The 24,891-nt window shown below is 67.6% G+C and carries 23 protein-coding genes; 6 read left to right on the plus strand and 17 right to left on the minus strand.

Annotation, left to right across the window (positions count from 1 at the left end):
• Window positions 1-5: 5 nt before the first annotated feature.
• On the minus strand, window positions 6-1,148 hold the full coding sequence (locus tag BCY78_RS06325; RefSeq protein ID WP_068299439.1) for an alpha-D-ribose 1-methylphosphonate 5-triphosphate diphosphatase: 1,143 nt from the start codon (window positions 1,146-1,148) through the stop codon (window positions 6-8).
• A 92-nt stretch (window positions 1,149-1,240) separates the two neighbouring features.
• Between BCY78_RS06325 and BCY78_RS06330 the strand changes: the two genes are divergently transcribed.
• Window positions 1,241-1,903: a DUF1045 domain-containing protein gene (locus tag BCY78_RS06330; protein ID WP_068299443.1), complete on the plus strand. Its 663-nt coding sequence runs from the start codon at window positions 1,241-1,243 to the stop codon at window positions 1,901-1,903.
• Here BCY78_RS06330 and phnN read toward each other — a convergent pair.
• The 8 genes from phnN to phnG all read right to left on the minus strand — a co-directional run bounded on the left by phnN (window position 1,882) and on the right by phnG (window position 7,475).
• On the minus strand, window positions 1,882-2,424 hold the full coding sequence (gene phnN / locus BCY78_RS06335) for a phosphonate metabolism protein/1,5-bisphosphokinase (PRPP-forming) PhnN (RefSeq protein WP_068299444.1): 543 nt from the start codon (window positions 2,422-2,424) through the stop codon (window positions 1,882-1,884). The two genes, BCY78_RS06330 and phnN, sit on opposite strands and share 22 nt — an antisense overlap.
• Window positions 2,421-3,098, minus strand: a complete 678-nt coding sequence (phnL, locus tag BCY78_RS06340) for a phosphonate C-P lyase system protein PhnL (RefSeq protein WP_068299447.1) — start codon at window positions 3,096-3,098, stop codon at window positions 2,421-2,423. Before phnL ends, phnN begins: the two co-directional genes overlap by 4 nt.
• A gap of 62 nt (window positions 3,099-3,160) precedes the next feature.
• Window positions 3,161-3,937: a phosphonate C-P lyase system protein PhnK gene (gene phnK / locus BCY78_RS06345; RefSeq protein WP_068299450.1), complete on the minus strand. Its 777-nt coding sequence runs from the start codon at window positions 3,935-3,937 to the stop codon at window positions 3,161-3,163.
• Window positions 3,934-4,803 carry an alpha-D-ribose 1-methylphosphonate 5-phosphate C-P-lyase PhnJ gene (locus BCY78_RS06350; RefSeq protein ID WP_083194854.1) on the minus strand — a complete coding sequence of 290 codons (870 nt, stop codon included), beginning with the start codon at window positions 4,801-4,803 and terminating at the stop codon, window positions 3,934-3,936. Before BCY78_RS06350 ends, phnK begins: the two co-directional genes overlap by 4 nt.
• Entirely contained in the window at window positions 4,800-5,396 is a 597-nt protein-coding gene (locus BCY78_RS06355; RefSeq protein ID WP_068299453.1) for an HAD family phosphatase, read from the minus strand. Before BCY78_RS06355 ends, BCY78_RS06350 begins: the two co-directional genes overlap by 4 nt.
• Window positions 5,393-6,472: a carbon-phosphorus lyase complex subunit PhnI gene (locus BCY78_RS06360; protein ID WP_068299455.1), complete on the minus strand. Its 1,080-nt coding sequence runs from the start codon at window positions 6,470-6,472 to the stop codon at window positions 5,393-5,395. Before BCY78_RS06360 ends, BCY78_RS06355 begins: the two co-directional genes overlap by 4 nt.
• Window positions 6,472-7,041 carry a phosphonate C-P lyase system protein PhnH gene (gene phnH / locus BCY78_RS06365; protein WP_068299457.1) on the minus strand — a complete coding sequence of 190 codons (570 nt, stop codon included), beginning with the start codon at window positions 7,039-7,041 and terminating at the stop codon, window positions 6,472-6,474. The genes BCY78_RS06360 and phnH overlap by 1 nt, the downstream gene beginning before the upstream one ends.
• 2 nt (window positions 7,042-7,043) lie before the next feature.
• The gene (phnG, locus tag BCY78_RS06370) at window positions 7,044-7,475 is read right to left on the minus strand and encodes a phosphonate C-P lyase system protein PhnG (RefSeq protein ID WP_068299939.1); all 432 of its coding nucleotides are present in this window, start codon (window positions 7,473-7,475) and stop codon (window positions 7,044-7,046) included.
• Window positions 7,476-7,553: 78 nt separating this feature from the next.
• On the opposite strand from phnG, the gene phnF reads away from it, so the two are divergent.
• Together phnF and BCY78_RS06380 are read left to right on the plus strand one after the other, a co-directional pair.
• Window positions 7,554-8,267 carry a phosphonate metabolism transcriptional regulator PhnF gene (gene phnF / locus BCY78_RS06375; protein WP_068299459.1) on the plus strand — a complete coding sequence of 238 codons (714 nt, stop codon included), beginning with the start codon at window positions 7,554-7,556 and terminating at the stop codon, window positions 8,265-8,267.
• An 83-nt stretch (window positions 8,268-8,350) separates the two neighbouring features.
• Window positions 8,351-9,520, plus strand: a complete 1,170-nt coding sequence (locus BCY78_RS06380) for an alpha-D-ribose 1-methylphosphonate 5-triphosphate diphosphatase (protein ID WP_068299464.1) — start codon at window positions 8,351-8,353, stop codon at window positions 9,518-9,520.
• Window positions 9,521-9,763: 243 nt separating this feature from the next.
• Here the strand turns inward: BCY78_RS06380 and BCY78_RS06385 are convergent, their stop codons facing one another.
• From BCY78_RS06385 to phnC, 5 genes are all read right to left on the minus strand, one after another.
• Window positions 9,764-10,381 carry a chloramphenicol acetyltransferase gene (locus BCY78_RS06385; RefSeq protein WP_068299467.1) on the minus strand — a complete coding sequence of 206 codons (618 nt, stop codon included), beginning with the start codon at window positions 10,379-10,381 and terminating at the stop codon, window positions 9,764-9,766.
• A gap of 1 nt (window position 10,382) precedes the next feature.
• Complete coding sequence (gene phnE / locus BCY78_RS06390; protein ID WP_068299470.1) at window positions 10,383-11,705, minus strand: phosphonate ABC transporter, permease protein PhnE; 1,323 nt, start codon at window positions 11,703-11,705, stop codon at window positions 10,383-10,385.
• Window position 11,706: 1 nt separating this feature from the next.
• Window positions 11,707-12,567, minus strand: a complete 861-nt coding sequence (gene phnE, locus BCY78_RS06395) for a phosphonate ABC transporter, permease protein PhnE (protein ID WP_068299473.1) — start codon at window positions 12,565-12,567, stop codon at window positions 11,707-11,709.
• A 65-nt stretch (window positions 12,568-12,632) separates the two neighbouring features.
• Entirely contained in the window at window positions 12,633-13,535 is a 903-nt protein-coding gene (gene phnD, locus BCY78_RS06400; RefSeq protein WP_068299475.1) for a phosphonate ABC transporter substrate-binding protein, read from the minus strand.
• Between the two features lie 39 nt (window positions 13,536-13,574).
• On the minus strand, window positions 13,575-14,441 hold the full coding sequence (phnC, locus tag BCY78_RS06405) for a phosphonate ABC transporter ATP-binding protein (RefSeq protein ID WP_083194855.1): 867 nt from the start codon (window positions 14,439-14,441) through the stop codon (window positions 13,575-13,577).
• Window positions 14,442-14,740: 299 nt separating this feature from the next.
• On the opposite strand from phnC, the gene BCY78_RS06410 reads away from it, so the two are divergent.
• Genes BCY78_RS06410 through BCY78_RS06420 form a run of 3 tightly spaced genes read left to right on the plus strand, consistent with a single transcriptional unit; the run spans window position 14,741 to window position 20,412 of the window.
• A complete protein-coding gene (locus BCY78_RS06410; RefSeq protein ID WP_068299478.1) occupies window positions 14,741-15,958 on the plus strand; it encodes an efflux RND transporter periplasmic adaptor subunit in 1,218 nt (405 codons plus the stop codon).
• A 3-nt stretch (window positions 15,959-15,961) separates the two neighbouring features.
• The gene (locus BCY78_RS06415) at window positions 15,962-19,072 is read left to right on the plus strand and encodes an efflux RND transporter permease subunit (protein ID WP_068299484.1); all 3,111 of its coding nucleotides are present in this window, start codon (window positions 15,962-15,964) and stop codon (window positions 19,070-19,072) included.
• Entirely contained in the window at window positions 19,069-20,412 is a 1,344-nt protein-coding gene (locus tag BCY78_RS06420) for an efflux transporter outer membrane subunit (RefSeq protein ID WP_068299485.1), read from the plus strand. Before BCY78_RS06415 ends, BCY78_RS06420 begins: the two co-directional genes overlap by 4 nt.
• Window positions 20,413-20,458: 46 nt before the next feature.
• Here the strand turns inward: BCY78_RS06420 and metA are convergent, their stop codons facing one another.
• From metA to BCY78_RS06435, 3 genes are all read right to left on the minus strand, one after another.
• Window positions 20,459-21,394, minus strand: a complete 936-nt coding sequence (gene metA / locus BCY78_RS06425; protein ID WP_068299488.1) for a homoserine O-succinyltransferase — start codon at window positions 21,392-21,394, stop codon at window positions 20,459-20,461.
• Window positions 21,395-21,456: 62 nt separating this feature from the next.
• The gene (locus BCY78_RS06430) at window positions 21,457-22,329 is read right to left on the minus strand and encodes an ATPase (protein ID WP_068299941.1); all 873 of its coding nucleotides are present in this window, start codon (window positions 22,327-22,329) and stop codon (window positions 21,457-21,459) included.
• A 36-nt stretch (window positions 22,330-22,365) separates the two neighbouring features.
• On the minus strand, window positions 22,366-24,852 hold the full coding sequence (locus BCY78_RS06435; RefSeq protein WP_068299490.1) for a penicillin acylase family protein: 2,487 nt from the start codon (window positions 24,850-24,852) through the stop codon (window positions 22,366-22,368).
• Window positions 24,853-24,891: the final 39 nt, after the last annotated feature.

Genomic DNA, 24,891 nt, shown 5'->3' on the forward strand with positions numbered 1-24,891 from the left:
CAGTCTTAGCCCACACGTTTGCCGGCCACCCAGGTGCCGCGCAGCGATCCCGCATTGCCGAAGCGGCGCACGCGGATCACATCGGCCCGCAGCCCCTCGGCCAGCATCCCGCGGTCGGCCAGCCCCGTCGCCCGTGCCGGTGCGGCGGTCACGGTGGCGATGCCGCGGGCCATGTCGTCCCACAGATCCCCCAGCATCAGCGCGGCGTTCAGCAGGGACGAGGGCACGTAGTCCGACGACAGCACCTCCAGCACCCCGGCGCGCGCCAGATCGGCGGCCGCCACGTTGCCCGAATGCGAGCCCCCGCGCACGAGGTTCGGCGCCCCCATCATCACCGCGATTCCCGCCTTGGCGCAGGCCGTCGCGGCCTCCAGCGTGGTCGGGAACTCGGCGATCTTCGCCCCATGCGCGGCCGAGGCAGCCACATGCTCTGCCGTGGTGTCGTCATGGCTGGCCAGCGTCGCGCCGTAGTGCCGGGCAGCGGCCACGGCGGCGGCCTCATGCGTCGCGCGGACCCGGTTCCCCAAGGCCGTCTGCGCCTCGACATGGGCGAGGAATTCCTCTTCGGTGAGGCCATGCTTGCCGCGCATATAGGTCCGCAGCTGCCCCAGATCCGCGAATTGCCGCTGGCCCGGCGTATGATCCATCAGGCTGACGATGCCCACCCGGTCCTCGGGGCCGAATTTCTCCAGCTCCCGCGTCAGCGTCTCGGAACAGACCTCGGCCCGCAGGTGGATCCGGTGCGAGATCCGCAAGACACCCGCTTTGTGTGCCTCCAAGATCTCATCAGCCATCTGCCGCGCATATTCGCCCGCGCCCTTCGCGCGTGTCACCAGCGAGCCCACGCGCAGGGCGTCGAACACCGTGGTGATCCCGGTCGAGGCGAGTTCCGCATCATGCGCGAGGATCGCCTGCCCATGCGGCCAGCTGACGCCGGGGCGGGGGGTCAGGTGGCGCTCCAAGTTGTCGGTATGCAGCTCGATCAGGCCGGGCATCACCAGATCGCCGTCGCAGTCGATGGCGCCGGCGGGCACCGCGCCGCCCTCGTCGATCTGGCGGATGACGCCGCCCTCGATCACCAGCGTGCCGGGCGTCACCCGGTCGGGCAGGACCAGCTGGGCATTGGCAAGGATCACAGTCTCGGTCATGGTCAGTCCTGTCGCAGGGGAGCCGCCTCTGCGGTCCCGGTTTTCTCTGGCCGCGTCATCGTCTTGTGACGCAAGCCGCGCATCGTCCCGCCATGAAACGCTACGCATTGTATTACGCGCCGCCCGCCGGCGCCCTGGCCGAAGCGGCCGCCCGTTGGCTGGGCCGCGACGCCCTCACCGGCGCCGAGTTCGCCCAACCGCATCCCGACCTGTTCGGGCTTTCCGTCAGCGCCCGCCGCTACGGCTTCCACGCCACGCTGAAGGCGCCCTTCCGGCTGGCCGAGGGCCAGAGCGCCGAGGATCTGGTCGAGGCCGTCTCGGTCTTCGCCGCCGGCCTCTCGGCCTTTGCGATCGACGGGCTGGAGGTGGCCGAGATGGCCGATTTCCTCGCCCTGCGCCCGGTTGGCGATACGGCTGCGCTCGATGCCTTCGCGGCGCAGGTCGTGGCCCGGTTCGAACGCTTCCGTGCGCCGATGAGCGCCGAGGACCGCGCCCGCCGCCGGCCCGAGCTGATGACCGAGCGCCAGCGCGCGCTTCTGGACAGCTACGGCTACCCCTACGTGATGGAAGAGTTCCGCTTCCACATGACGCTGTCGGACCGTTTGTCCAGCGCGCAGATGGCCGAGTTGCGCCCGCTTGCCGAGGCGCATTTCGCCCCGGTGCTGGAACGTCCCTTTGCCATCGGCGGCATCGCGGTCTTCGGCGAGGATCAGGACGGCGTGTTCCACCAGCTTCACCGCGCCACGCTGGGCTGAAGCGCGGCCTTCAGACGCGCGATGCCCTGTTCGGGCGTCGCGTCGTTGACCACTTCGATCACCGGCAGGCCGCGGGGCAGGGGCTCCACCTCGCGCGCGAGCCGTGCCGCGATCTGGCCGACGCTTTCGCGGCCCCGCGCGGCGAGGCGCTCGGCCAGCACCTCGGCCGGTGCGGTGACGAGGATCACCTGCAAGCCCGGGAACGCCGCCGCCGCCCGCCCCAGCGCCGCGCGTGAGCCGTTGAAGACGACGTCGCGGCCCGATTTCAGCGCCACCAGCTCGGTACGCGGGATGCCATAGGCCAGCCCATGCGCGCGCCAGATCAGGGCGAAATCGCCTCGCGCTTCCCGGGTGGCAAAGTCGCTCTGGGTAACGCCCTCGAAGGGCTCGCCCCCCGCGCTTTCGGGGCGGGTGATGACGCGCCGGACCCAATGCGGGCCGTCCGCGCCGCAGACCCCCGCCAGCAGCGTGTCCTTGCCCGCGCCCGAGGGCCCGACCACCGCGAACAGCCGTCCCGTCACTGCGCCACCCCGAAACCCGTGACGTCCACAACCCGGTCACAGACCTGCGCCCGCGCGTCCTCGTCGTGGAAGATGCCGAGGATCGCCGCCCCGCGCGCCTTGGCCTCGCGGATCAGGTCCAGCACCACGGCGCGGTTGCCGGCATCCAAACTTGCGGTGGGTTCATCGAGCAGCATCGCCGGCCAGGTATGGATGAAGCCGCGCGCGATGTTCACCCGCTGCTGCTCGCCACCCGAGAAGGTGGTGGGCGAGAGCGACCACAGCCGCTCGGGAATGTTGAGCCGCGCCAGCATCGCCCCCGCGCGGGACAGGGCTTCGTCCTTGGGTACACCGAGGGACAGGAGCGGCTCGGCCACCACCTCAAGCGTCGGCACCCGCGGCACGACGCGCAGGAACTGGCTGACATAGCCCAAGGTCGAGCGCCGCAGCGCGATCACTGCGCGCGGCTCGGCCCCCGCCACTTCGGTCTCGCCCACCATGATCGAGCCTCCGTCGACGCGGTAATTGCCCCAGATCATCCGCATCAGCGTCGATTTCCCGGCCCCCGAGGCACCGATCAGCCCGACGCATTCGCCGGGCCCCACCTGCAGCGAGGCCCCCGCCATTACCGGCAGCACCGCGCCCCCCTGATTGTGCAGGGTGAATTCCTTGGCCACATTCCGGACCGTGATCATCTTTACTCTCCAAATATCCACGGGAGGGGTCCGGGGAGGGGGCGTGCCTCCTCCCCGGGGTCTCACACCTGCAGGACCGAACTCACCAAAAGCTGCGTATAGGCGTGTTGCGGATCATCGAGCACCTGATCGGTCAGCCCCTGTTCCACCACATCGCCGCCCTTCATCACCATCAGCCGGTCGGCCAGCAGCCGCACGACGGCAAGGTCATGCGTGACGATCACCGCCGACAGCCCCATCTCGCGCACGAGGCCGCGCAAGAGGTCCAGCAGCCGCGCCTGCACCGAGACATCAAGGCCCCCGGTCGGCTCGTCCATGAACACCAGCCGCGGCCCGGTCACGAGGTTGCGGGCGATCTGCAGCCGCTGCTGCATGCCGCCCGAGAATTGCCGGGGCCGGTCGTCCACCCGGTCGGCGGCGATCTCGACCCGGCCGAGCCAGTCGATGGCCTCGGCGCGGATATTGCCGTAGTGGCGCGCGCCCACGGCCATCAGCCGCTCGCCGACATTGCCGCCGGCGCTGACGCCCATCCTGAGCCCGTCGCGCGGGTTCTGATGCACGAAGGCCCAGTCGGTGCGCGCCAGCATCCGCCGCTCGGGCTCGGACATGGCCAGCACGTCGCGCGGCCCCTCGGCGCGGGTGTCGAAGACCACGCGGCCCGTGTCCGGCGCTAGATGCCCGGCGAGGCAGGACAGCAGTGTCGACTTGCCCGAGCCGCTCTCGCCGACGATGCCCATGACCTCGCCCGGCCAGAGGTCGAAGCTCACGTCCTTGCAGCCGATGCGGCCAGCATAGGTCTTGGTGATGCCCTCGACCTTCAGAAGCGGGGTCTCGGTCATGCCGCATCCTCCTGCGGGGACAGCCGCCCCGTATGACCCGCCTCGCGGCGGCTTTCGCAATGGTCGGTGTCCGAGCAGACGAACATCCGCCCGCCTTGGTCGTCGGTGATCACCTCGTCGAGGTAACTGCCCTCGTCGCCGCACAGATCGCAGGGATGGGGGGCTTTCGACGCCTCGAACGGGTGGTCTTCGAAATCGAGCGAAATTACCTGCGTATAGGGCGGGATCGCGTAGATCCGCTGCTCGCGCCCGGCGCCGAACAGCTGCAAAGCGGGCGAGTTCGACAGTTTCGGATTGTCGAATTTCGGGATCGGCGAGGGGTCCATGACATAGCGCCCCTCGACCTTGACCGGATAGGCATAGGCCGTGGCAATGGCGCCGTTGCGGGCGATGTCCTCGTAGAGCTTCACATGCATAAGGCCGTATTCCTCGAGCGCATGCATCCGCCGCGTCTCGGTCTCGCGCGGCTCCAGAAAGCGCAGAGGCTCGGGGATCGGCACCTGATAGACGAGGATCTGCCCCTCGGTCAGCGGCGTCTCGGGGATGCGGTGGCGGGTCTGGATGACGCTGGCCTCGGTCGTGCGCTCCGTCACCGCAACGCCGGCGGTCTTCTGGAAGAACTTGCGGATCGAGACCGCGTTCGTCGTGTCATCCGCGCCCTGATCGATGACCTTGAGCTGGTCCTCGGGCGTCAGACACGCCGCCGTCACCTGCACGCCGCCGGTGCCCCAACCATAGGGCATCGGCATCTCGCGCGAGGCGAAGGGCACCTGATAGCCCGGCACGGCGACGCCCTTGAGGATCGCGCGGCGGATCATGCGCTTCGTCTGTTCGTCCAGATAGGCGAAATTGTAATGCTCGCTCACAGGAGGCCCTCCTCAATAAGCGCTGCTTCCAGCGCGTCGGGGGTGGTGAAATGGTGGGCGCGCCAACCGCAGGCACGGGCGCCCGCGACATTGGCCAGAGAGTCATCGATGAAGAAGCAATCCTCGGGCCCGACCGCGGCCCGCTCGCAGAGAAGCGCGAAGATCGCCGGGTCGGGCTTTATGACGCCTTCCTCGCCCGAGACCACGGTCACGCCAAAGGACGTGCCCAGCCGCGGATGGGTCGCGACGCCGATGGGCCATGTCTCCGCCGACCAATTGGTGATCGCGTGGATCGCATGACCCTTGGCGCGCAGGCGGTCCATCAGGGAGAATGTCCCTTCGATGGGCTCCTGGATCGTGCGGGCATAGATCTCGGGGTAACGAGCGAACAGCGCGGCATCCGCGGGATCGGCGATCTCGGTTGCCATGTCGGCAAACTGCTCGCCCTGGTCGCCCCTCAGGTTCCGCGCCGAGAAATCGGTGCGGCTGAGGAAAGCCAGGGCGGCCTCGCGGCTGCCCAGTTCGGGCAGGAAGGCCTCGACCGGTTCCCAGCGGACCAACACATTGCCGATGTCGAAGACGATGCAGCTCATTCCGCCGCCTCCCGCCCAGCCATCGCCTCGCGGCGCATCTTGCGCACCAGCTCCAGCTCGGACTGGAAATCGACGTAATGCGGCAGCTTGATATGCTCGAGGAAGCCAGTCGCCTGGATATTGTCCGAATGCATCAGCACGAATTCCGCGTCCTGCACCGGGGCGCCGGTGTTCTCCTCGCCCAACTCCTCCCAGCGCAAGGCCCGGTCGACCAGCGACATCGAGATCGCCTTGCGCTCGGATTGCCCGAAAACGAGGCCATAGCCCCGCGTGAACTGGGGCGGCTGGGTCTTCGAGCCCATGAACTGGTTGACCGTCTCGCATTCGGTGACGGTGATCTCGCCGATCTCGACGGCGAAGCCCAGCTCGGGGATGTCCATCTCGACCGCGACCTCGCCGATGCGCAGCTCGCCCACGAAGGGATGGGTGCGCCCATAGCCGCGCTGGCTGGAATAGGCGAGCGACAGCACGAAGCCCTCATCCCCTCGCGCCAGCGCCTGCAGCCGCAGGGCGCGGTCGGCGGGCAGCTCCATCGGCTCGCGCGTGAGGTCCCGGGGTGTCGCGTCCGAGGCGGGTTCGGCCTCGATCAGCCCCTCGCGGTCCAGAAAGCCCGTGACCCGCGGCACGGGGCCGAGCGGTTGGGCTTTCGGGGCCTCGGGCGCCTCGCCCTCGGCGGCCAGCGCGAAGTCGATCAGCCGGTGGGTATAGTCGAACGTCGGCCCCAGCACCTGCCCGCCGGGCAGATCCTTGTAGGTGGCCGAGACCCGGCGCACGGCGGCCATGGCGCCGGTATCGATGGGGCGCGAATGGCCCAGACGGGGCAGGGTGGTGCGATAGGCGCGGATGAGGAAGATCGCCTCGATCAGATCGCCGCGCGCCTGCTTGATCGCCAAAGCGGCGAGGTCGGGATCATAGAGCGAGCCCTCGGCCATGACGCGATTGACCGCCAGCGCCATCTGCTCGCGGATCTGCGCGAGGCTGAGTTCGGGGACCGAAGGATCGCCCCGGCGCTCCTCGGCGAGGAAGGCATGGGCGTTGTCGATGGCGCGCTCGCCACCCTTGACGGCGACATACATCAGACGGCCTCCACGAGGGTCGAGCGCGGCAATCCGGCGATCCGGTTGCCCGCGGTCAGGTAGGTGTCAAAGCCCAAGGGGAACAGTGCGCGGTTCATCTGGAACGCGCGGGTCTCGGGCAGCGAGAGGGTCGCCTCGCCGTCGATGCCAGGGCCTCTCAGCGTGGCGCCGTCGGGCGTCAGGTCCGGCATCTCGACGATCAGCGTCGCGGCGCGGTCGGGGTATTCCGGCGTGCCGATGGCGAAGCGGGTGACCGGCTGAAGATCGTCCCAATGCCCCAGCGCGAACATCGCCTGTTCGGCCGCGACCAGCGGCGCGCCGGTGTGGAAGGTGATCCAGTCGCGCAGGTCCGGGGTGTCTAGGCGCCCGGCCAGATGCACCGGCGTCGTGCCGTCGAACAGCACCAGAGCGGCGGCACCGGCGGCGGGCGACAGGGGCGCGGGCGGCTCGGCGCCGGCCATCTCGACCAGCGTGCCGGGCTGCGACAGCGCGCTCAGCAGGGCGCGGAAATTCTGCGCGGATTGCACGGGGGCGTCGGTGAAGCCGCCCTTCATGGCGATCGGGTTCATGCTCAATCCTCCCCGCGGACCATGGTGAAGAATTCGACCTTCGTGGCCCCGGCCTTGGCGGCGCGGGCCTGACGGCGGGCGGCTTCGGCCTCGGCCAGCGGCTTGAGCACTGTGGCTCGCAGGCTGTCGTCGCCCTGCAGCAGCGCATCGATCACCGCGGCGCGGCGGGCATGGGCCTTGTCGCGGCCCTGCACATGCGCATGCCCAACGGCGCCCGAGGCCAGCTGCACCGAGCAGCGCGTGACGCTCATCTCGCCCAGATTGAAGGGCGCGCCGGTGCCGCCCTGACGTCCGCGCACCATCACCGCCCCGGTCTCAGGCCCGCGCAGCAGCGCGTGCTCGGGCAGGTCGGGGAACAGCGCGGCGAGGCGCGTGGCGTCGGCGCGGGCGAGGAGGCCCATGGCCTTGGCTCTGTCATTTGTTTCAGTAGACATCTTGCCCATTTGTCTAGACTACTATACAACTAGACATCTGTTAGCATGACCATCCTGACCATTGCACGTGAAATTTGCATGACAGCTCCCGATTACCCGCTCTGGCGCCAGATCGCCGACACACTGAAGGACGAGGCCGCGGCGCTGATGCCCGGCGATCAATTCCCGACCGAGGCCCGGCTCTCGACCCGCTTCGGCGTCAACCGCCACACCGTACGGCGGGCTTTGGCGGCCTTGGCCGAGGAGGGGGTGGTCCATGCCCGTCGCGGCGCCGGGGTCTTCGTCGCGGCCCGTCCGACCGAATATCCCCTGAGTCGCCGCGTCCGTTTCCATGCCGCGCTGAATGCGACCGGGCGGGTGCCGGGGCGCCGGGTCCTCAGCGTCGAAACCCAGCCCGCCAGCCCGCGCGAGGCCGAGGTGCTGGGCCTTTCCGAAGCGACGCCGGTTCTCTGCGTCGAGGGGCTGACCCTGTCCGACGGCGTGGTCATCGGCCATTTCCGCTCGGCCCTGCCCAAAGCGCGGCTGCCGGGATTGGAGGCGCCCCTGCGCGAGGGGAAGGGGATGACCGAGAGTTTCCGGCTCTGCGGCGTCGAGGACTACACCCGCGCCTGGACGCGGCTGACGGCACGGGTTGCGGACGGGATTCTGGCCGGGCATCTGCAGCTGAAGCCGGGGGCTGCGGTGATGCGGGCGGAATCGCTGAACCTCGATCCCGAGGGGCGGCCCTTGGAATACGGCATCGCCCATTTCGCCGGTGAGCGGGTCACGCTGACGGTCGCGCCCGAGGATTGACCTCTGTCATCGGGCGGTCACGACCCCGTCGCGCGCCTGTCATGCGCCGGCGCTAGAGGGGGCGCTTCTGACCGGAGACCCCCATGGCCCTGCTTCCCCCGATCCGCCTGACCGGCGCCCGCGTGCTGCGCGACGGCGCCTTTTGTGACGATGCCCTGACCCTCGCCGAGGGGATGATCGCCGATGGCCCCGCGCCCTCGGTCGACCTGACGGGCTATTGGGTGATGCCGGGGATCGTCGACCTGCATGGTGACGGGTTCGAACGTCACCTGACCCCGCGCCCCTCGGCCCCGTTCGACAAGACCCGCGCCCTGCGCTCGGTCGCGGCGGAGCTGGCGGCGAATGGCGTGACGACGGCCTGGATGGCGCAGAGCTGGAGCTGGGAAGGCGGCTTCCGGGGCGCTGACTCCTGCGAGGCGCTGCTGGTGGCGCTGGATGGCGCGAAGGAGGGCCTGTTGCCCGATCTGCGCGTGCAGATCCGACTTGAGACGCATGTGCCCGACGAGCATCCCCGCCTGCTGGAGGCCGTGCGGCGGCATGGCGTCGATTACGTCATCTACAACAACCACCTGCCCGAGGGGCTGGAACTGGCCGAGCGGGCGCCGCAACGCTTCGCCGCCTGGGCCGCGCAACAGGCGCGCACGCCGCAGATGCTTCTGACGATCATCGAGGAGGCCGACCGCGTCTCGCACCGCGTGCCCGAGGCCTTGGCGGCGCTGTCGCAGGAGTTCGCGGCGTTGGGCGTGGTGACGGGCTCGCATGACGACGGCGATGCGGTGACGCGGGCCAGCTACCGGGCGCTGGGCGCTTCGGTCTGCGAATTCCCGACCTCCGTGGCGGCGGCCGAGGCGGCAAAGGCGGCGGGCGAGCCGGTGCTGATGGGCGCGCCGAATGTGGTGCGCGGTGGCAGCCAGTCGGGCAATGTCGCGGCCGAGGCGCTGGTGGCAGCAGGGCTCTGCGATGCGCTGGTCTCGGATTACTATTACCCGGCGCTGTCGCAGGCGGCCTTCGCCTTGGCGGCGCGCGGGGTGATGGGGATTGAAGCGGCCTGGGAGCTGGTGTCCACCGGCGCGGCGCGGGTCATGGGGCTGTCGGATCGCGACGATCTGGCCCCGGGCAAGCGCGCGGATCTGGTGGTGGTGAACCCAGAGACGCAGGCGATCGAGGCGACGATCTGCGCGGGCCGGCTGGCCTTTGCACAGGGCGGCGCGGCGGCGCGGCTGATGGGGCCGGCGCTGATGGCGGCGCAGTAAGGGGCGCGCGGCGGTGGGGTGAAACCCCACCCCACGGGTGTTGCACCAAGGCCCGGAACAAGCCGCAGGCGCCGGGACAGCGCCGGCCCGTCCCGGCGGGCTGGCGCTTTGGGTGCCGCCCGCGCTGAACAATCGTTCTGCGGGTCTGGTACCATAAAGCGCAAAGATCAGACGTTGCAGCGCCATCCCACGGGCCGGCGCTGTCCCTGCGCCCGTAGGGTGGGGTTTCACCCCACCACCGCGTCATCCCTCGTATTTCTCCAAAAACGCCTCGGCCGGCAGCGCACGGAAATCGGCCAGCGCCACCTTCAGCCGCTCATGCGACCAATCCCACCAGGACAGGGCCAGCAACCGCTCGGCCACCGTCTCCGTGAACCGCGACCGGATGGGTTTCGCCGGCACCCCGGCCACCATCATGAACGGCCCCACATCCTTGGTCACCACGGCGCCCGAGGCGACGACCGCCCCCACGCCCACCGTGACCTCAGGCTTGATCACCGCCCCATGGCCGATCCAGCAATCCGCCCCCAGGACCGTTCGCCGCGCCGCGCGGGCCTCGAAGAAGGCCGGGTCATCCTCGACATCGTCCCAGTAATAGGATGACCGATAGAGGAAATGATGCTGCGCCGCGTTGCGCCAGGGATGGTCGGTCGGCCCGATCCGGGTCATCGCCGCGATGTTCGAGAACTTGCCCACCGTGCAATTCGCGATGTCCGAGAAGCGGTCGCAATAGGCGTAATCCTCGAAGGCCGAGTTCAGCACGATGCTGCCCTGACCGACCTCGCAATAAGCGCCGAAGGTCGAGTTCACCACCTTCACGCCCTCATGCAGGAAGGGCGCATCCTTTGACAATTTCGGCATCTCAGCGTCCCGTGTCGCCCTTGATCAGCTTCTTGCGCAGCCAGCCGGACAGCGCGTCCATGGCGATGACCATCAGCACGATCAGGATGATGTAATAGGTGACCTTTTCCCAGTCCATCGTGGTCTGGATCGCCTGCGTCAGCAACAGACCGATGCCGCCACCAACGATGGCGCCGATGATCGTGGCAGAGCGGGTGTTGCTCTCGAAGAGATACAGCACCTGGCTCAGGAGCACCGGCATGACCTGCGGGATCACCCCGAAGCGATACCGCTGCACCGAGGAGGCGCCGGTCGAGCGGATTCCTTCGATCTGCTTCTGATCGACATTCTCCAAGGCCTCGGAGAACATCTTGCCGAAGGAGCCGGTGTCCGTGGTCAGGATCGCCAGTGCACCGGTCATCGGGCCGGGGCCGAAGGCGCGCGACAGGATGATGGTGAAGATCAGCGCATCCACCCCGCGCACGAAGTCGAAAATCCGGCGCATCAGGAAACGCGCGGGCTTCGAGGGCGAGAAGTTCTTCGCCGCGACGAAGGCCAGCGGCAAGGAGATCACCGCCGCGCCGAAGGTGCCGAGGAAGGCCATCAGGATCGTCTCGCCCAGGGCCCAGACCACCACGCCGTGGCGCCAGATGTCATTGGTCCAGAAATCGTCGAGCGCCAGCAGCAGGTTCGGCACGGCGGGCTCGATGCGTGGGCCGCTGACGAAGGAGGCGAAGACCTCGCCCCAGCTCATGGCATGGAAGGGGCTGTCGAGGTCGAAGAAGAACAGCTCCCAGCCGGGGAAATAGCGGAAGACCTCGGTGCGCGAGCGGGTCATCGACAGGCGGCCGGCCTCGGTCGTGAGGCTGACCCGGCTGTTCGAGGCGTTGATCCACTCGGGCACGGTCTCGGTCGGCAGGCTCATCTCGATGCCGTCGCCCAGCGTCAGGACGATGTCACCGTAGCCCGGGTGGTGATAGGTCACCACGGGGCCATCATAGCTGACCGAATGGCCCATCGGCAGCGCGATCTCGGCCTGATCGCCATCGAGCTGCACCCAGTCCGGGCGCAGCTCTTCGGTGAAGACCATACGGCGCGAGCCTTCGATGGAAACCTCGGTCCCGCCCCGGCGGTTGTCGCGGGTGACATGGACCTTGTAGCTGATCGCGTCGCCCAGAAGGATGGCGGCGTTCTCGATCCGGGCGCGCTGGGCGAGGCCCGCGATGTCGAAGGCGACGGTGATATAGGCGAGGTATCCCAGCACCAGAAGAGGCAGGCCGAGGGCGCGCAGGCGCTTCCAGCGGAAGCGGTCCAGCATGGCGGTCTGAAGGGCGATATCGGCCATGTCAGCCTCCGTTGACCAGCCGGTTGCGCACCAGGCTGGAGAGTTGGTCGAAGACGACGATGGTGACGAAGAGCACGATGAAGATCGCCGCGGCCTCGTCGAACTTGCCCTGGCCGAAGGTCATGGCGTTCTTCAGCTCGTAGCCGATGCCGCCCGCGCCGACGAAGCCGAGGATCGCCGAAGCACGGATGTTGATCTCGAAGCGCAGAAGCGCGTAGCTGAAATAGTTGGGCGCGACCTGCGGGATGACACCCAAAGCCATACGCTGACCCCAGCGCGCGCCGACCGAGGACAAGCCCTCCAAGGGCTTCAGGTCGACGTTCTCGTTCACTTCCGAGAACAGCTTGCCCATCGCGCCGGCCGTATGGAGCGCGATGGCGATGGCGGCGGGGACGGGACCCGCGCCCAAGACGAAGATCAGGACCAGCGCGATGACGATCTCAGGGACCGCGCGCAGGATGTCGGACACACGGCGGAAGACGCCGATCAGCCGCGGCCAGGGCGCGAGGCCCCGCGTGGCCAGCAATGCGAGGAAGCCGCCCATCAGCGTGCCCAGCAGGGTCGAGACGGCGGCGATGTTGAGCGTTTCCACCAGCGCCGGCAGCACGTCGATCATATGGCCGGGCAGGTTCTGTGCCTTCTCCACGGCCTCGGAGATCATCGCGGCGGGGAAGTCGAAGATGCGGTGCAGCCCCGCGAGGAAATCGCCTGCGTTGCGCTCCTCGGCGACGCGGAAGCCGGTCGCGAAAAGGACGATGAACAGCAGCAGGAACAGGCCGGAATAGATCCGGCGACGCCGGGTCAGCGCGAGATAGGACGCGCGCAGCTCGGCTCCGTTGTCGGGGGCGGCGGAAAGGGTCATGGGGGGATCCGGATAGGCGCCGGGCCCCGCACAATGGCGGGGCCCGGCAAGAAAGGGGGTGAGGATCAGTTCGACTGGGCCTGACGCACTTCGATGATGGTCTGGTAGGCGTCGTGGGTGATCGGGGCGAAGCCCGCGGTCTCACCGGCCGCCACGCCGTAGAGGCAGTCGGCGTCGGTGTCACCGAGGTTGGCCAGCAGCTCGGTCACGGTGGTGCGGACGTCTTCCGGCAGCGCGGTGCGCAGAACGAACGGGCCTTCCGGGATCGGGTTCGAGCGCCAGATTTCGACCAGATCGTTCATGTCGACGAGGCCCGCATCGGCAGCACGGCGCAGCGCGCCCGAGTTGTAGCCGTCTTCCCACTCGCCCAGGCCATCGGCCCAGGTCACGCCGGCATCGACCGAACCGTTCGACACGGCGATGATGGTCTGCTCGTGCCCGCCGGTGAAGACGACCTCACCGAAGAAATCGCCCGAGTCCATCGAGTGGCCGGTGACGCGCGGGATTTCGATCGACGGGATCAGGTAGCCCGAGGTCGAGTTGGGATCGCCGAAGCCGAAGCGGCGGCCTTCGAGGTCGGTCAGCGAGGTGATGCCGCTGTCTTCACGGGCAAAACCGATCGAGAAATACGAGAACGAGCCGTCGAGGTTGGTCTTCACCAGCACCGGGGTGACGGCGTTGTTGTCGGCCAGATAGGTCGCGGCATAGCCCGAGGCACCGAGCCAGGCGGCGTCCAGCGTACCACCCAGCAGGCCCTGGATCACGCCGTTGTAGTCGGCCGGGGTGAACAGGCGGGTGGGAACGCCGAGGGCTTCTTCGACGTATTCGCGGAAGCATTCGTTGTTGGCCAGACGGTCTTGGGCGTTTTCACCGCCGAGGATGCCGATGTTGAACTCGGCGATTTCCTGGGCTTGGGCCACGCCAGCGAGCGCGGTGGTGACAGCAAGGGCGGCAGCAAGGGTCTTCATCGGATTTCTCTCCGTTGCGATGAAAGGGTCTTGAAGGGGTCAGAGCAGCGAGGCCGCGATGGCCGCCGCGCGGGGACGGCTGGCAATCGGCAGGGGCTCGTGCGTGATGTGGGGCGGCGTGACCGGCAGGTCGGCGCCGATTTCCGTCGAAGTGGCGGATTCGTTGAAGCTGTCATCGGCGCCATAGATCTCGCGCGCGGCCTCGGTGGTCAGCTCGGCGGGCGTGCCGTCGAACACCAGCTTGCCGTCGCGCAGACCGATCACCCGGTCGCAATAGCGCCGCGCCGTATCCAGCGTGTGCAGGTTGGCGATGACCATGCGGCCATCCTCGGTGTTGATGCGCTTCAGGGTATCCATCACCAGCTGCGCGTTCATCGGGTCGAGGGACGCGATGGGCTCGTCGGCGAGGATGATCTTCGGGTCCTGCATCAGGGCGCGGGCGATGGCGACGCGCTGCTGCTGGCCGCCTGAGAGGGCTTCGGCGCGTTTCGGTGCCTGCTCGGCGATGCCGAGGCGGTCGAGGATATCCAGCGCCTGCAGGATGTCCTCGCGGCTCCAGAGGTTGAAGATCGAGGCGAAGGTCGAGCGCGCGTTCAGCTTGCCATGCATGACGTTCGAGGCGACATCCATGCGCGGCACGAGGTTGAACTGCTGGAAGATCATCGCGCATTGGCTCTGCCACGCGCGGGCCTCGGCGCCCTTCAGCGACAGGATGTCTTTGCCATCGACCAGGATCTCGCCCTCGGTGGCATCGGTCAGGCGGTTCATCATGCGCAGGAAGGTCGATTTCCCGGCGCCGGACCGGCCGATGATGCCGACGAATTGCGGCTGGTCGATTGTGAAGCTGACGGAATCGACGGCTTTGCGTTGACCAAACACACGCGAGACATTGCGGACTTCGAGCACGAGGCGCCCCCTTTTTGCGACGCCGCCTTTTGGCGCCGGGGGTGTAACAGCGACGTGTCCCGATGGAGTCACTTTTGTAAAAAACGTCTCCTTCACGTTGCCCTCGGTCCTGTCGGCGCCATCTGCTATGATCCTGCTGTCACTTGGCGCTAGAACGGGCAGTTCGCGGGCTTGTGCCGCGCTTCGCTGCTGCGCAGAAAAAGTGACACGTGGGGCCGATATTTTTCGACGGATTGCTTGATCCCCTGCGTGGAGAAAGCGACGTCCTTTTTTGAAGACCTGACCGATCGGAGTTCACCATGCGGTTCGCCCGCGGGTTCAAACCCTTCCTCGCGGCGCCCGGCGCGCTGCTTCTCGCCTTTTCCGTTCCTGCTTTTGCGCAATTCGGTGGCATGGCCGCAGGCCCGACGACCGTGGGTGTCGTGACCTTGGAAAACGCGGATGTGCCTGTGACGACCACGATCCCCGGTCGCGCCGTGGCCTACGAATCAGTGGATATCCGCCCGCGCGTCGGTGGTACGATCTCCGAGATCGTCTACCAGCCGGGCCGCCGGATCGAGGCCGGCGACGTGCTGTTCCGCATCGAGAGCGAGACCTACGAGGCTGACGTGGCCGCCGCCCGCGCCTCGGTCGCGCTGGCGGAAGCGGCGGCGGCAGCGGCGCAGGCGACCGTCACCCGCTACGAGGCGCTGGAAGGCACCGGCGTCACCACCGAGACGCTGGAGAGCGCGCGGGTCTCGGCCCTGCAAAGTGCCGCTGACCGGTCCTCGGCCCGGGCCACGCTGCAATCGGCCGAGCTGGACCTGCAACGCACGCAGATCACCAGCCCGATCTCGGGCTATGCCACGGTGCCGACGGTGTCAGTGGGGGCCTTGGTCACGGCGAACCAGACGGATGCGCTGGCCTCGGTCACGCGGCTCGATCCGATCTATGTCGATATCGAGGAATCCTCGCGCCGGATCGGCGAGATGCGCGCCCGCATCGACGCCGGCGCCGTGCAACCCGGCGAGCGTCTGGGCCTCAGCCTGACGCTGGAAACCGGCGAGACCTATCCGACCGAGGGCGAGATGGTCTCGCCCGGCGCCTCGGTCTCGACGAGCACGGGCACCGCGACCTTCCGCATCCGTTTCGATAATCCCGAGCGCCGGATCATGCCGGGCCAGTTCCTGCGCGTGGATGTGACGCTGGGGACGATGCAGGCCGTGCTGGTGCCTCAGATGGCCACCTCGCGTGACAGCTCGGGGCAGCTGACGGCCTTTGTCGTGGCAGATGGCGTGGCGGAACAGCGCGTGTTAACCGAAGAGGGCAGCTATCAGAACGCCTGGGCCGTGACCGAAGGGGTTGTGGCGGGCGAGACGCTGATCGTCGACGGTTTGCAGAACCTGCGCGCGGGGGCCGAGGTGGCGCCCGTTGAGGTGGTGATCGCCGACAACGGCGTGGTCACCCGCGCGGATGGGGCCTCCGAGGCCTTCGGGCAGCAAGCCGCCCCGGTTGACGCTCCGGCATCGGGGAACTGACGCATGGGACGCTATTTCATCGCGCGGCCCGTGTTCGCCTCGGTGCTCGCGCTTCTGGTCATGTTGGCGGGGGCTTGGTCGCTGACCTCGCTGCCGGTTTCGCAATATCCTGATATCGCGCCGACGACCGTCCGAGTTTCGGCCAGCTACAGCGGTGCCACGGCGGAAGCGGTGCAGAACTCGGTCACGCGTGTCTTGGAAGACGCCATGACCGGGCTCGACGGCTTCCTCTATATGACCGGCTCGTCGCGGCAGGGTTCGGCTTCGCTGTCCTTGGTCTTCGACGATAGCGTCGAGCCGACGGATGCGCAGAACGATGTGCAGTCACGGGTCAGCCAAGTGCAGCGGCAATTGCCGGCGGCGGTGCAAAGCTCGGGCGTGACCGTCTCGCGCTCGACCTCGTCGATCCTGATGGTTGTCGCCTTGGTCGACACCACCGGCGAGCGGTCGACGGTCGAACTCGGGGACCTCGTGTCCGAGGTGGTCGAGGGCCCGATCCAGCGCACCGACGGGGTGGGGGGCATCTCCAGCTTCTCGTCCGGCTATGCGATGCGCATCTGGCTCGATCCCCTGTCGCTCGCCCGCTATGGCCTCACGCCGTCTGACGTAACCTCGGCGGTCGAGGCGCAGAACACCACGGTGTCGGTCGGCTCGCTCGGCGATCTGCCCACGACAGAGGGCCAGCAATTCACCGCCACCATCACCGCGCAAAGTCAGCTCACCAGCGTCGAGCAATTCGAGCGCATCCTGCTGCTGACCAATGAGGACGGTGGCACGGTGCGGCTGGGCGATGTCGCCCGCGTCGAGATCGGCATGGAAAGCTATTCCGGCGGCTCGCGTTTCAACGGCCTGCCGGCCGCGGGCTTCGGCGTGAACCTCGAGACCGGGGCGAACGCGGTCGATACCGCCGCCGCCGTGCGCGCGACGATGGAGCAGATCCTTCCCGCGCTGCCCGAGGGCGTCGAGTTCCGCATCGCCAACGACACCTCGCCCTTCGTCGAGCTGTCGATCGAACAGGTCTATCACACGCTGATCGAGGCCGTGGTGCTGGTGTTCCTCGTCCTCGTCGTCTTCCTGCAGAGTTGGCGCGCGACGCTGGTGCCGCTGGTCGCGGTGCCGGTCGTGCTGCTGGGCACCTTCGCCGCGCTGCAGGTCACGGGCTTCACCATCAACACGCTGACCATGTTCGCCATGGTGCTGGCCGTGGGGCTTCTGGTCGATGACGCCATCGTTGTGGTGGAGAACGTCGAACGCTTGATGGAGGAGGAAAAGCTGTCCGCACTTGAGGCGACCAAGGTCAGCATGGGTCAGATCAGCTCGGCGCTGGTGGGCATCAACGTGGTGCTGGCCGCGGTGTTCCTGCCGATGGCCTTCTTCGGCGGCTCGACCGGGGTGATCTACCGGCAATTCTCCATCACCATGGTCGCGGCGATGACGCTGTCGCTGTTCGTGGCTTTGGTCGTCTCGCCGCCGATGTCGGCGCGCCTGCTGCGCCCGAAACCCGAGAACGGCGGCATCGCGCCCGCGCGCTGGTTCAACCGGGGCATGGACGCCTTCCAGAACGGCTATGCCGGCGGGGTGAAGGCCTCGCTCAAGGCGCCGATCCTGATGGTGGCCGTGCTGGCCGCCGTGCTGGGCGGCGCGTGGTGGGTCAATGAGCGCCTGACCTCCTCCTTCATCCCGACCGAGGATCAGGGCGTGCTCATGGTCATGGTCTCGCTCTCCGAAGGGGCCACGGCGCAGCAGACGCTCTCGGTCGTCGAGCGGGTCGAGGAGTACATGCTCACGGAGGAATCCGAGGCCGTCGACGCGACCTTCGCGGCGCTGGGCTGGGGCTTTGGCGGCAGCGGGCAGAACTCGGCCATGCTGTTTGTGCGCCTTAAGGATTTCGCGGTGCGCGAGGGGCAATCCGAGCTCTCCGCCAGCGCCGTCGCGCAGCGGGCGAACATGGCCTTCGGTACCAACCGCTCGGGCCGGATCATGGTCATGCAGCCCCCGGCGATCATGGGGCTGGGCAATACCGGCGGCTTCTCGATGTATCTGGTGGACCAAGGCGGCAACGGTGTCGATGCGCTGATCGAGGCGGCAACGCAGCTGGAAACCATCGCCGGACAGGATGCGCGCCTGACCAACGTCAACGCGCGCGGGACGGATGCCGATGTGGCGCTCAGGCTCAATATCGATCAGGAGAAGGCCGAAAGCTTCGGCATCTCGCTGTCCGGGGTGAACGCGATGCTCTCGGTGATCTTCTCGGGCGACGAGGTCAACGACTTCGTGCTGGGCAACTCGCTGCGCCCGGTGATCGTGCAGGCCGATGCGCAGTACCGCATGCAGCCCGAGGATCTGCTGTCGTGGTACGCCGTCAACAACGCGGGCGAGATGGTGCCGTTTGCCTCCTTCATGGACACAAGCTGGGAGCCCGTCGCCCCCTCGCTGCAACGCTACGGCGGCTCGGCGGCGGTGGAGCTGTCGGGCTCGGCCGGGGCGGGCGTCAGCTCGGGCGTGGCGATGGACGCGATGGAGGAATTGGCCGCGCAGATCCCCGGCGGCTATTCCGTCGCCTGGACCGGCATCTCGTATCAGGAACGCCAGTCAGGCGATCAGGCGCCGTTGCTTTATGCGATCTCGGCGCTGGTGATCTTCCTCGCTCTGGCCGCGCTCTATGAAAGCTGGGCGATCCCCTTCTCGGTGATGCTGGCGGTGCCGGTGGGCGTCTTGGGCGCGCTGGCGGCGGCCTATGTCTTCGGCCAGTCGAACGACGTGTATTTCAAGGTGGGGATGCTGACGACGATCGGTCTGGCCGCGCGCAACGCGATCCTGATCGTGGAATTCGCGGAAGACCTCAGGCGGCAGGGAAGAACCGTCACCGAAGCCGCGATCGAGGCCGCCCGCCTGCGTCTGCGGCCGATCCTGATGACGGCGCTGACCTTCATCCTCGGGGTGTTGCCGCTGGCGACAGCCTCGGGCGCGGGGGCGGTATCGCAGAACGCCATCGGCACCGGGGTGATCGGCGGAATGGTCGCCTCGACCTTCCTCGGCATCTTCATGGTGCCCGCGCTCTATGTTCTGATCCTGCGACTCCTCGGACAAGACAAGAAGAAGGCAGCCGAATGATTCCCGCGACCCGATTGACCCTGCTGCCCGTCCTGCTGGCCCTTTCCGCCTGTGCGGTCGGGCCGGATTACCGCGCACCGGACATGACCCTTGCCGCCAGCTTTGCCGAGGGGGCGCCGGCCCCCATCGGTGACGTCGCCACCCAGCAATGGTGGCGGGCGTTCAACGACCCGCTCCTGACCGAGCTGGTGGAACAGGGCCTCGCGCAGAACCTGTCGATCCGCACGGCCCTGTCGCGCGTCGACGAGGCCGAGGCGGCGGCCCGCGCGGCAGGTGCGCCAGCCTATGTCACCGGCGGCATCAGCGGCTCGGCCCTGCGCTCGGACGCTGGCGTGACCAGCCGCAGCGCGTCCTTCAACCCGTCCCTCGTCATCGACCTGTTCGGGGCGGAACGTCGGGCCCGTGAATCGGCCATTGCCTCGCTGCAATCGGCGGAGCTCGGGGTGGGCGAGGCGCGGCTGGCCTTCGTGTCGTCGCTCGTGTCGAACTACATCGACCTGCGCTATTACCAAGAGGCGCTGGCGATCACCCGTCAGACCCTGTCCAGCCGTCGCGAGACCTTGTCGGCGGTGCAACAGCAACGGCGCGCCGGCACCGAGACGTTGCTGAGCGAAGCACAGACCCAAGCCGCGCTGGACGAAGCCCTGGCCTCGCTGCCGTCGCTGGAGAGCGGCTTCTACGCCGCCTCCTACGCCATCGCCACCCTGCTGGCCCAACCGGCGCAGGTGCTGGAATCCCGGTTGGAGCGGGGGGCCTCGCAACCCGTGCCGCGCGGCTCGGACGCGGGCGCGGGTGTGCCGGCGGACCTGTTGCGCAACCGTCCCGATGTGCGCGCGGCCGAGCGGGATTACGCAGCGGCCGTGGCCTCGCTGGGCGCGGCCGAGGCGGCGCGGTTCCCGTCGGTCAGTCTTGGCGGCACGATCAACAGCGGCGGTAGCTGGACCTTCGGCCCCTCGGTTTCGATCCCGGTGTTGAACCAGCCGGCGCTGGCCGCTTCGCGCGATCAGGCCGCGGCGCGGGCCGAGCAGGCCGAGCTGGCGTGGCAGGCGGCGGTGCTGTCGGCGGTCGAAGAGGTGCAGGTCGCGCAAGACGGCTATCTGCGCAACCGCCGGGCGGTTGGCGCGTCGCAGCAATCGACGAGTTCGTATCGCCGGGTGGTCGAGCTGTCCGAGCAGACCTTCCAGGCCGGGACGACGACGCTGCTGGACTTTCTGGAGAGCCAACGCTCGCTGGCCAGTGCCAACCTGTCGCTTGCGTCCGCACGGCGCAATATGGCGGCAAGCTGGGCGTCGCTGCAGGTGGCAGCGGGCCGGGGCTGGGCCGGGCCGTGGAACCAATGAACTGAAACGCAAAAGGCCGGCGCAAGCGCCGGCCTTTTTCTTGGGATCAGCCCTGCGGCTGGCCGATCTGTGACAGCTCGAAGGGCGTGGTCTGGTAGATCTCGTTGATCCAGTTGCCGTAAAGCAGATGCGCGTGGCTGCGCCAGCGGTTCAGCGGCTTCCGGCTCGGGTCATCCTCGGGGAAGTAATTCACCGGCATCTGGATCTCGGCGCCTTCGACCTGATTGGATTGCAGGTCGCGTTGATATTCCTCGTTCAACGTGCCGCTGTCGTATTCCAGATGGTTGAAGATATAGAGCGCGCGGTGATCCGGGTCGTCGACGAAGGCCGGCCCCACCACGTCCGAATTGAGCAGGACATTCAGGCCCGCCGCCTCGATCTCGTCGCGTTTCATCTCGGTCCAGCGGCTGACCGGCATCACCAGATCATCCGAGAAACCCCGCAGATAAGGCGAGGCGGGCGAGAGGTTCGCATGCCGGTAGCAGCCGAACAGCTTGTGATCGAGCACATGCTTCTTCACGCCGTGGAAGTAGTTGATCATCGCCATCCCGCCCCAGCAGACGCCGAAGGTGGAATGCACGTTGGTCTGGGTCCATTCGAAGACCTCGCACAGCTCGTCCCAATAGGTCACCTCGTCGAAGGGCAGGTGCTCGATGGGGGCGCCAGTGATGATCAGGCCGTCGAATTTCTCGTCCTTGATCTCCTGGAAGGGCTTGTAGAACTCTTCCATGTGCTCGGCGGCGGTGTTGCGCGTCTGGTGCTCGGACATGCGGATCAGGCGGAAGTCGATCTGCAAGGGCGTCGCGCCGATCAGGCGGGCGAACTGGTTCTCCGTCTGGATCTTCTTCGGCATCAGATTGAGCAGGCCGATCTTGATCTGGCGAATGTCCTGCCGCGCGGCGCGGGTGTCCGACATGACCATGACACCCTCGTTCGAGAGGACATCATAGGCGGGCAGGGTGGAAGGCAAGGTGATGGGCATCGGATATTATCCGTCGTGTGATCTGGCTGTGACAGGGGTCCGCAGCAGGCGGGCCGCCCGGATCACGCCGCTTGATGGGCGCGCTTTTCCAAGGCCTCGGCGATCAGGGCGCGGAAGTCTTCCGGGCTCTGGACGCGGGCCACGTCGTCGGCGGCGACCTTGAGCCCCCAGTGCGCTGCCATCGCCGCGTATCGAGGCTGGCGATGAGCCAGCGCGCGGGCATAGGTCCAGCGGACGAAGGCGTCCGGGTCTACCGCCCCGGGCATTCGTCCACTTTCGGCCAGATACTGGTTCCAGCAATCCAGCAGGAACTCGGGCCTGTAATACATCGGCTTGGGCGCGCGGTCGAAGCGCTTCACCAACTCGGCGGTGTGATCCTGAGACCCCTCGATCCACACCAGCAGCAGATGCCGCGACAGCACGCTGAGGACGGGATCGGCGCGATTTTCGGGGTTCACCACTTCGCAGATCGAGCCCGAGGTATCGCAGATGAAATCGCGATAGCCGTAGATCTCCTGCGCGCGCTCGATGAAGCGCGGGGTATCGAGCAGCGCCGATACCTCGGCGTCATGGTGCTGGGCCTGACGGCGGCGGTATTCCTCGAACGGAACGCCGCCCTTGGCGGGATCGCCGGGCTTGCCCAGATAGGTCGACAGCGGTGCGAGGTTGTCGAAGGTGATGTTCGAGCGGATGCGCACGCTGTCGGACAGCAGCAGCTCGCGCAGCAGGGGAACCTTCATCGCCTCGCGCTTGAAATTGTCGGCGATGGCCTCGCCCATGTAGCGGGTGCCGATGCGGTAATCGACCGAGTAGTGGAACCAGCCGCCGTCGCGCAGGATCGACGAGATCCGCGTCTTGCCGAGGCCGGACATACCGAACAGCAGCACGTTCTTGTGCGCCGCCGCCAGCCATTCTGCCTTGGTTTCGTGGATCATCTGCCCGTCCATTTCGCTACCTATATGCCGTCGTCGTCAGCGGGGTTCAAGCCGGGTCACGCCGACACCGCCCGCGCGGGCGAGATCGGGGTCCAGCGTCATCGGGATGTATTCGCCGCGCCGCCACAACACGCCAAGATCGTCGTAATGGCGGCTGAGGGGATGGCCGCTCTCGCCCGTGGAGACGATGAACACGCTCGCCTCCGGATCGGCCATGTCATAGACGCCGCGATAGCCCGCGCCATGGACGTTGAGGAACGGTTCCGGCGCACCCGGAGGGCCGCCGCGCGTCAGGCCCCGCAGCAGGGTGTTGTCCCCGCCCGAGGTCGATTGGCGGATGTTGACGAAGTGACGCAGCAGCGGCACTTCGCCCAGCACCGGGTGATCATGCGTGGCCTGATGGGCATCGCCCCAGCGCCAGCTTTCGATCGCCGGGCCATAGCTGCGCGACAGCTCCAGCAGCGCCGCGTCCAGCGCCGTGCGGGCGATGTCGACGCAGCTTTCCACCACGGCCGATTGCACCACGTCGCACCACACTCCCGCGCCGTCCTCGTTGCGGAACACCCGGCTGAGGAACTGCGGCTCCATATGGGTGAAGGTGTCGGCGGTCGGCCCCAGCTCGTCGCGGATCAGGCGGAACTGCAGTTCGCGCATCCAGGCGGCGTAGATCAGCGGCTCGGGCAGGTGCTCGGACATCTCGCCGTTCCAGTCGGCCAGCATCTGCAGGGCCAGCTGGCGCTGCGCCTCGGGCGTGCCGGGCTCGGCGGCGTCGCCCTGGAACCACAGCTCGGCGCCGACCAGCGGCAGCAGGGTGCGCGCAGCCTGGCTGACAGTATCGAGCTGCGCCTCGATGAAGCTTTCGCGCGTGTGCACCGTGCGCTGGCGCATCAGCCGGATCCAGCGCTGGATGCGCACGGTGTCGCCCCAGTCGAAGCTGACATGCAGCGGGAAGGGCCGGTCGAGCGGCTTGTTGTTGGTGTTGCCCAGGAGGCCGGTCTCGGGATCAAGGAACCGCGGGTTCGAGGAATAGGGGAAGAACCCGTCCCAGCGCGCGGCGGGGTCGGCGCCGGGCGAGGGCATGCGGCCCTGCGTCGGGCTGTCGGCCGAGCGGCGCGGCATGCGGCCGATCATCTGCATGGCGATGTGTTCGCGGTCGATCAGCGTCAGGTTCTGCGCCGGTGCGACATAGGCCTCGCCGGCGGCGATGGCCTCGTCCACGGATTGCGCGCGCATGATGCCGATGGCCGCGCTCATCGAGGTGTCGTCGCCGGTAAGCGCGGTCCAGCTCAGCGCCGCGACATGGCCGGGCGGGGTGATCGCGGCCAGCGAATAATGGCTGCCGGGCAGGATCGGGCCGTTTTCCGACCAGCGGGTGGTGATGGTCACCGGGTCCGCATCCGCCACATAGATGATCGAGCGGCGGGTCTCGAAATCGGCCCAGCCGTCCGGTGTGCGGTATTGCTGGGAATTCTCGGGGTTCACCTCTTCCATGAAGAGGTCCTGATCGTCGAGATAGGCGGTGGTCAGGCCCCAGCCCAAAGTCTCCGACCGCCCGGCAAGGATCGCCGGAATGCCGGGGATGGTGCCGCCGGTCACGCCGCCCGTCGACAGCTGCAACCGTGCCAGATACCAGATCGACGGGGCCGAGAACGGCAGGTGCGGGTCATTGGCCAGAAGCGTGCCGCCATTGGCCGAGCGCGAGGTCGCGGCGGCAAAGGCGTTCGAGGCCCCGGCCATCGCCCACGACCGGAAGGGCGTCATCTCCTCGCCCGGCGCCATTCCGGGGACTGAGGGGGCCATGGCCAGCTGGCTGTCCGTCAGCGTCGGGAACAGCGCGGCGAAATCGGGCAGGGCGGCGAGGCCCGGCGTGTCGTCCTGATGCATCAGGTCGCGGGTGCGTTCCTCGCCGATCAGCGCCGAGAGACGGGCGTGTTGCACCTCGTTCTCGATATGGCCGGACAGCTGCACGGCCATCAGCTTGACGATGGCGATGGAATCAGCGGGCTGCCACAGGCCGATCTCGCCGGGGAACAGGAAGTACTCCGGCGCGCCACGTCCCAGTGCGCGCTCGTTCACGAGGTTGATCCAGGCGTTCACGCCGCGCGAATAGGCATCGAGGGCCATCGTCGTGTCATTGTCCTGCACCTCGGCCGATTGCTGGGCCAGCGTGTACAGGTCCAGCCGGCGCATCAGTTCGTCCGTGCGGATCGTGCGCTCGCCAAAGACCTCGGACAGGCGGCCCTGCACGGTGCGGCGCAGGATCGTCATCTGCCACAACCGGTCCTGCGCATGGGCAAAGCCCAGCCCGAAGAACACATCGGCGTCCGTGGGTCCGAAGATATGCGGCACGGCCCAGGTGTTGCGCGCGATCTCGACCTCGCCGGAGATGCCCCGCACGCTCCAATTCGCATCGTAATCGGGGATCGAGCGGGACAGGAAGTAATAGACCCCCACCACGATGACGACCGACAGAACGACCAGCGCTGTGGCTACGCGCAGCAGCCAGCGGAACAGGGTGAGCATGGAGAGGGGCCTCGTCGTGTTGACCTCGGAACCAGTCTC

Source organism: Pararhodobacter sp. CCB-MM2 (assembly GCF_001691415.1).
GTDB lineage: Bacteria > Pseudomonadota > Alphaproteobacteria > Rhodobacterales > Rhodobacteraceae > Pararhodobacter.